The 5,837-nt window shown below is 62.2% G+C and carries 4 protein-coding genes and 1 tRNA gene; 2 read left to right on the plus strand and 3 right to left on the minus strand.

From position 1 onward, the window contains the following. Positions 1-800 precede the first annotated feature (800 nt). The 3 genes from EOA36_RS25130 to phaC form a co-directional block, all read right to left on the minus strand. Positions 801-875, minus strand: a tRNA-Glu gene (locus tag EOA36_RS25130). 283 nt (positions 876-1,158) lie between these two features. After that, entirely contained in the window at positions 1,159-2,403 is a 1,245-nt protein-coding gene (locus EOA36_RS25135) for a YcbK family protein (RefSeq protein WP_127279867.1), read from the minus strand. Between the two features lie 215 nt (positions 2,404-2,618). Continuing rightward, complete coding sequence (phaC, locus tag EOA36_RS25140) at positions 2,619-4,454, minus strand: class I poly(R)-hydroxyalkanoic acid synthase (protein ID WP_127279868.1); 1,836 nt, start codon at positions 4,452-4,454, stop codon at positions 2,619-2,621. A gap of 98 nt (positions 4,455-4,552) precedes the next feature. Between phaC and EOA36_RS25145 the strand changes: the two genes are divergently transcribed. Together EOA36_RS25145 and EOA36_RS25150 are read left to right on the plus strand one after the other, a co-directional pair. Then, entirely contained in the window at positions 4,553-4,945 is a 393-nt protein-coding gene (locus EOA36_RS25145; RefSeq protein WP_127279869.1) for a hypothetical protein, read from the plus strand. 62 nt (positions 4,946-5,007) lie between these two features. Further along, the coding region (locus EOA36_RS25150) for an aminotransferase class I/II-fold pyridoxal phosphate-dependent enzyme (RefSeq protein WP_127279870.1) at positions 5,008-5,837 on the plus strand (830 nt) is incomplete at its 3' end.

A 5,837-nucleotide genomic window follows, 5' to 3' on the forward strand; every position in this document is an offset into this window, starting at 1 on the left:
GTTGACGACGAAGCCGTTGAAGGCCGCGTAGGACAGGTCGTTGAAAAAGCCCTTGCGAAAAATCCGTTGCAGCCGCCGCAACGGAAACAGCCGTTCCAGCGGAATGAAGATCAGCAGGCCGATCGCGACCGCCTTCAGGCCGAACAGGTCGGCGATCTGCTGTATCGCATCCACGCCCCCAACCCTCCCAACGGACAGAGAGGATATCCAAAGCACCGCGATCACCGCCGTGCAAGGCGGAAGGTGTATAGGAGGTTAATTCCTGTTCGGCGCTAGGTCAGCCAAAGCGCGTAACGCTTTATCCATGCCTCGTCTCTTTGACGCCTCAGTTCGTATTCCGGCACCAATGCCGAGTTTACGACGGCGGCTGGATGCCTCGGCCATATATGATCGCCGGCTTTCTGCACGCCCCAAATGGCGATCAGCACGACGGTCGTTATACCGCAGACTCGTCCAAAAGATAGTCGTTCCATCGGCACCGGTCCCTTCTGCCGCCAGGGATGATGAGCAAATAGTCCCAACAAAGCATGAACGGGCGGTCCGCTGAACGGTCCCTCGCAAACGTCAACCTCTCTTTGCGCGGCTTTCATGGATAATCAGCGCGACTACCAGACGTTCGAATTGGAGGCACTGCGTGCGCGACCACGGACTGAAGGACCGCCGACCAAGGGCTGGATACCATGGAAAGCCGGCGCCGGTATTCCTCCGTCAGCAGCCGAACGGTTCAAGCAAATTCACTGGCGTTATTCGTCGGATATTCGACGCATCGTCTCAAAACGGAGCTCAGTGCTTGAAAGATCTGGTACGCCCAAGGGGAATCGAACCCCTGTTACCGCCGTGAAAGGGCGGTGTCCTAACCGCTAGACGATGGGCGCGCTCAGACGAAGCGGCTTATACTGACGTTGCGCGCAACCGGCAACCCGTTAGGTGCCGCCTTGGACAACTTTTTTCCGGCCCGCCAGATCAGCGATTTCGCGAGGGTTGGCAGGGCCTGGCAATTTGCGGTGACGTCAGTCGTTCGTCGTCCTCGGGCCGTCGCGACAAGGCTTCGCGTCTGCTTCGCACAGGAGTGACGAAGTCGAGCCGGCTTCGGCCAATCTTGAAGGTTCACGGGAGCGCTATTGGCGGAGCCCAACAGGCTCAGGTCCATTGACGCTGTCAGCCGTCGCCACCGCCACTGCGCCGGCGGCAGCGCCAGTTCCAGTCGCGCTCGGGGCCGACGTCGACATGGACCGATTCGGTGTGGCAATAAGTGCCGACGCCGCCGCGGCCTGGCATGGTCCTGATGTAGTTCGCCAGCTCCCATTTGGAGACGCCGGGCACCTGGATGTCGGCGGCGGCGCAATACATGTGCAGCGAATTCTTGGCGCCGTTGGCGCGGCGGTTGCGGGCCGGGTCGCGATAGCCGGAGGTCACCATCATCTTGCGGCCGTAGTGGCCTTCGATCGTCTTCAGCACGCGCACGAGGGACGGCTTCAGGCAGGCGACGTCCACGCTCTCATTCTGCTTCAGGAGACCGTTGGGCGCCAGGCGGGCCATGCCGGCGGCCGACGCAACCTGATAGCTGCCACCCGAGCCTTCGTCCTCGTTGAGGTCGACGTCGCTTTCGTCGTCGAGGCCGGATTTGCGCTTGATCTCGAACAGGGCCGTCTGGCGCACGCCGGGCAAGGCATCGCTACCGGTGATGTGACCGGCTTCGTCACCGGTCGAAGCCAACTGTATCGGCTTTGCCGTGGAATCGGCCGAGGCCAAAGTGATGATCGGCTTTGCCGGAGCGGGCTTGGCCTGCACGGTCGGCTGTTCGCCCGATCGTGGGTTGAGCAGCGGCGCGGGCGTCGCCGAAGCGGGGGTGGCGCCGAACATCGAGGCCAGGAAGCCTTTCTTCTTCGGAGCCTCGGCTTGCGGCGCCTCGCCGGCGGTCACATAGACCGGATTGTTCATCACCGGTGCCGCAGCCGGCTTCGGCGCCGTCGCGGCGGCATCGGCGGCGGCGATCTTCTGGGCGACCGCGTCGGTCTGCTGCGCCGTCTGTACCGGCTGCTGCAGGGCCTGCGGCGTCTGTCCCGCGATCGTTTCCGCGCCGGCCGGCGTGGGAAGCGGGAAAGCGGCCTGGGGCTTGGCCACGGGTACGTAGGCAACTGTCTCGGGGAGTGCCGCGTCGCTTTCGCTCATCACGGTCGTCTGCTCCGTCGCCACCTGCGACGACGAATCGGTGGCGGCTGGGGGCTTGCCCGTGGAGGCGGCGTGGATGTCCGATGCGGAAGCATTATAGCCCGGCATTCCAACCGACATCGTCGGGTCGCCAGCCGATGTGCAGGAGGCCAGAAGCACGGAGCAGAGCGCTGCCACAATGGCGCGGCGTTCTCCCTTTGCGAGGCTCCATCCTGCTGATTTCAAAGTCAAATTCCCCCTCGACGTCCGGTCGGTACATCCGTGTCGCTGACTGGCATGTCCGCGTCAGGGTGACCTTTGTCTCCGATCCGGAAACGAGACCTGTGTCAAATCAGCAAGCCTGTAAGTATTTTTGCAGCGATTGCCGAATTGCGGCTGCTTGATGGTTGACGACACCATTTCGCCCGCTTTTAGGGGGCCGTCAACTCACCACACATTACAGTCCGTTACACACGCACCTTGACATAGGTACCGGGAGCATCGCCCAAGGTTTTCATATGCTTGCCGGGTTTGCGGGCAGGTACGCGGGTGTTGTCCTTGGCCTCTATCCAGCTTTGCCAATGCGGCCACCAGGATCCGGGATGGTCCGTGGCCCTTTCTATCCACTGATCGAAGTCGCCTTTCGGCGGGCCGCCGGTCCAGTACTGGTACTTGTTGGATGCGGGCGGATTGACGACGCCCGCTATATGTCCCGATCCCGCCATCACGTACTCGACCGGGCCGCCGAAATATTTCGAGCCGAGGAAGACGGACAGCGCCGGCGCGATGTGGTCTTCCCGGGAGGCGAGATTGTAGACCGGGATGGTGACATCGCCGAGCGAGACCGTGTGGCCCGCCAGCTCCATCGTGCCGCGCGAGAGGTTGTTCTCGAGATAGCAGTTGCGCAGGTAGAAGGAATGGTTGGCCGCCGCCATGCGGGTCGAATCGGCGTTCCAGTAGAGCAGGTCGAAGGGCAGGGGATCCTTGCCGCGCATGTAGTTGTTGACGACATAGGGCCAGATCAGGTCACCCGAGCGCAGCATGTTGAAGGCGGTGGCCATCTTGGTGCCGTCGAGATAGCCTTTTTCGTTCATCGACTTTTCCACCGCCGCGACCTGTTCCTCGTCGACGAACACTTTCAAATCGCCGGCATGGGTGAAGTCGACCTGCGTGGTGAAAAAGGTCGCCGACTTGATGCGGTCGTCGCCTTCCCCAGCCATCAGCGCCAGTGCCGCCGCCAGCAGCGTGCCGCCGACGCAGTAGCCGATCGCGTTGACGTCGCGTTCGCCGGTCGCCTTCTCGATCGTGTCGAGGCCGTATTGCAGGCCCTCCCGGATATAGGCTTCCCAGTTCTTGGCGCCGTGACGTTCGTCCGGATTGATCCAGGAGATGACGAAAACGGTGTGGCCTTGCTCGATCGCCCAGCGGATGAAGGATTTCTGCGGGTTGAGATCGAGGATGTAGAACTTGTTGATCCAGGGCGGGCAGATCAGCAGTGGGCGCTTCAGCACCGTCTCGGTCGCCGCATCATACTGGATGATCTCGGCGACATCGCTGCGCCCGACCACCTTGCCGGGCGTGGTGGCGATGTTCCTGCCGATCTCGAAGGGCGAATAGTCGGCCTGGCGCAATTTCAGGTCGCCCTTGCCTGCGGCGATGTCCTCGGCCAGCATCTTCATGCCGCGCACCAGGTTCTCGCCGTTGGAGGCGACGGTTTCGCGAAACAATTCGGGATTGGTCAGGATGAAATTGGACGGCGAGATGGCGTTGGATACCTGCTTGACGTAGAAGCTCGCCTTGTGGCGGGTATGCTCGTCCAGGCCTTCGGCGTGGTCGACCAGTTCGGACGCCCAGCGCGAGGTGACGAGATAGGCCTGCTTGAGGAAATCGAAGAAGGCGTTGCGGCCCCATTCCGGATCCTGGAAGCGCTTGTCGCCGCGCTCCGGCTTGACGGCATCGTCGGCACCCTCGGCGTTGGGGCTGACGCGCTGGATGGCGTTCGCCCAAACCGTCATATAGCCGGCGAACAGCCGCGTCTGCGCTTCGAGCGCGCGCTGCGGATCGGCAAGCCAGTATTCACTGAGCTTGGAGAAAGTCTTGACCATGTCGACGACAGGCTCGGCGACGTGGTCGCGCACCTCACCCTTTTCGCGCGGTTCAGCCCAGGCGGACGCCGCCTTGCCGGCCTGTTCGATCATCCGCGCCATGTTCAGCGCGAAGCGTTCCGGGTCCTTCACCAGATATTGCTCGACCGTCGAAGGTCCGCCATCTTCCGCTTTGCCCGAATCGGGTGTTTTGGACATGGTTCGCGGGGTTCCTCCGGAAGCGTTTTCTTGACATATTAACATGGGACATCCGACAGGGTCCAATCTCGCTCTACCCCGGCTGCCAAGGAAACAATATGACGATTAAGTTTGGCGAGACTGTTTTTTTCGGTGCGGGCCATTTTTTCCGCATCGGCGCTGCGATCATGTTCGTGGCCATCGCCGGATGCTCGAGCACGAATACCGGCGGTCCGGTGCCGATGGCCACCGACGCGGGGCCGAAGGATACCGGCACCTTTCCGAACCTCAACATCCCGCCGCAAGTGGCGGCGAAACAGTTCACCGAGGCCGAGAAGAACGCCAAGCTGGCCCAGTTGAAGGCCGACGAGAACGCGCAGCGTGCCAAAAGAGGCGGCGCTGCCGTCACCAACCAGGCGGCGCTAACCGATCTCGCGAAGAAACATGGTCCGCAGACGCTGACGCAGATCGAAGGCAAATGCGACCCCGCCCTCGACCCTACCTGCAAATGAGTATATAGCGCGCGCCCAATGCCCTAACATATCCGGGGCTCCCTTTGCTGTCTGGAACTGCCATGGAAGAATTTCACAAGGTCCGCCGGCTTCCGCCTTATGTGTTCGAGCAGGTCAACCGGCTCAAGGCCAGCGCCCGTTCGCGCGGCGCCGACATCGTCGACCTCGGCATGGGCAATCCGGACCTGCCGACGCCCAAGGCCATCGTCGACAAATTATGCGAGGTCGTGCGCGATCCGCGCACGCACCGCTATTCCTCATCGCGCGGCATTCCCGGCCTGCGCCGCGCCCAGGCAAACTACTATGCCCGCCGCTTCGGCGTGAAGCTCAACCCCGACACCCAGGTGGTGGCCACGCTTGGCTCGAAGGAAGGCTTCGCCAACATGGCGCAGGCGATCACCGCGCCCGGCGACGTGATCCTGTGCCCCAATCCGACCTATCCGATCCACGCCTTCGGCTTCATCATGTCGGGCGGCGTCATCCGTTCGCTGCAGGTCGAGCCCGATGACGGCTTCATCCCAGCGCTCGAGCGCGGCGTCCGCCATTCGATCCCGAAGCCGCTGGCGCTGATCCTCAACTATCCGTCGAACCCGACGGCGCTGGTGGCCTCGCTCGATTTCTACAAGGACGTGGTGGCCTTCGCCAAGAAGAACGACATCATCATCCTGTCCGACCTTGCCTATTCGGAAATCTACTTCGACGGCAATCCGCCGCCTTCTGTGCTGCAGGTGCCGGGCGCCATGGACGTCTGCGTCGAGTTCACCTCGATGTCGAAGACCTTCTCCATGCCCGGTTGGCGCATGGGCTTCGCCGTCGGCAATGAGCGGCTGATCTCGGCGCTGACCCGGGTCAAATCCTATCTCGATTACGGTGCCTTCACGCCGATCCAGGT

The sequence above is a fragment of the Mesorhizobium sp. M8A.F.Ca.ET.021.01.1.1 genome, assembly GCF_003998025.1.
Lineage (GTDB): Bacteria > Pseudomonadota > Alphaproteobacteria > Rhizobiales > Rhizobiaceae > Mesorhizobium.

Excerpts from the sequence above, each read along its gene's own strand:
- EOA36_RS25145 (WP_127279869.1), top strand. The coding sequence starts at position 4,553 with ATGACGATTAAGTTTGGCGAGACTGTTTTTTTCGGTGCGGGCCATTTT.
- phaC (WP_127279868.1), bottom strand. The coding sequence starts at position 4,454 with ATGTCCAAAACACCCGATTCGGGCAAAGCGGAAGATGGCGGACCTTCG.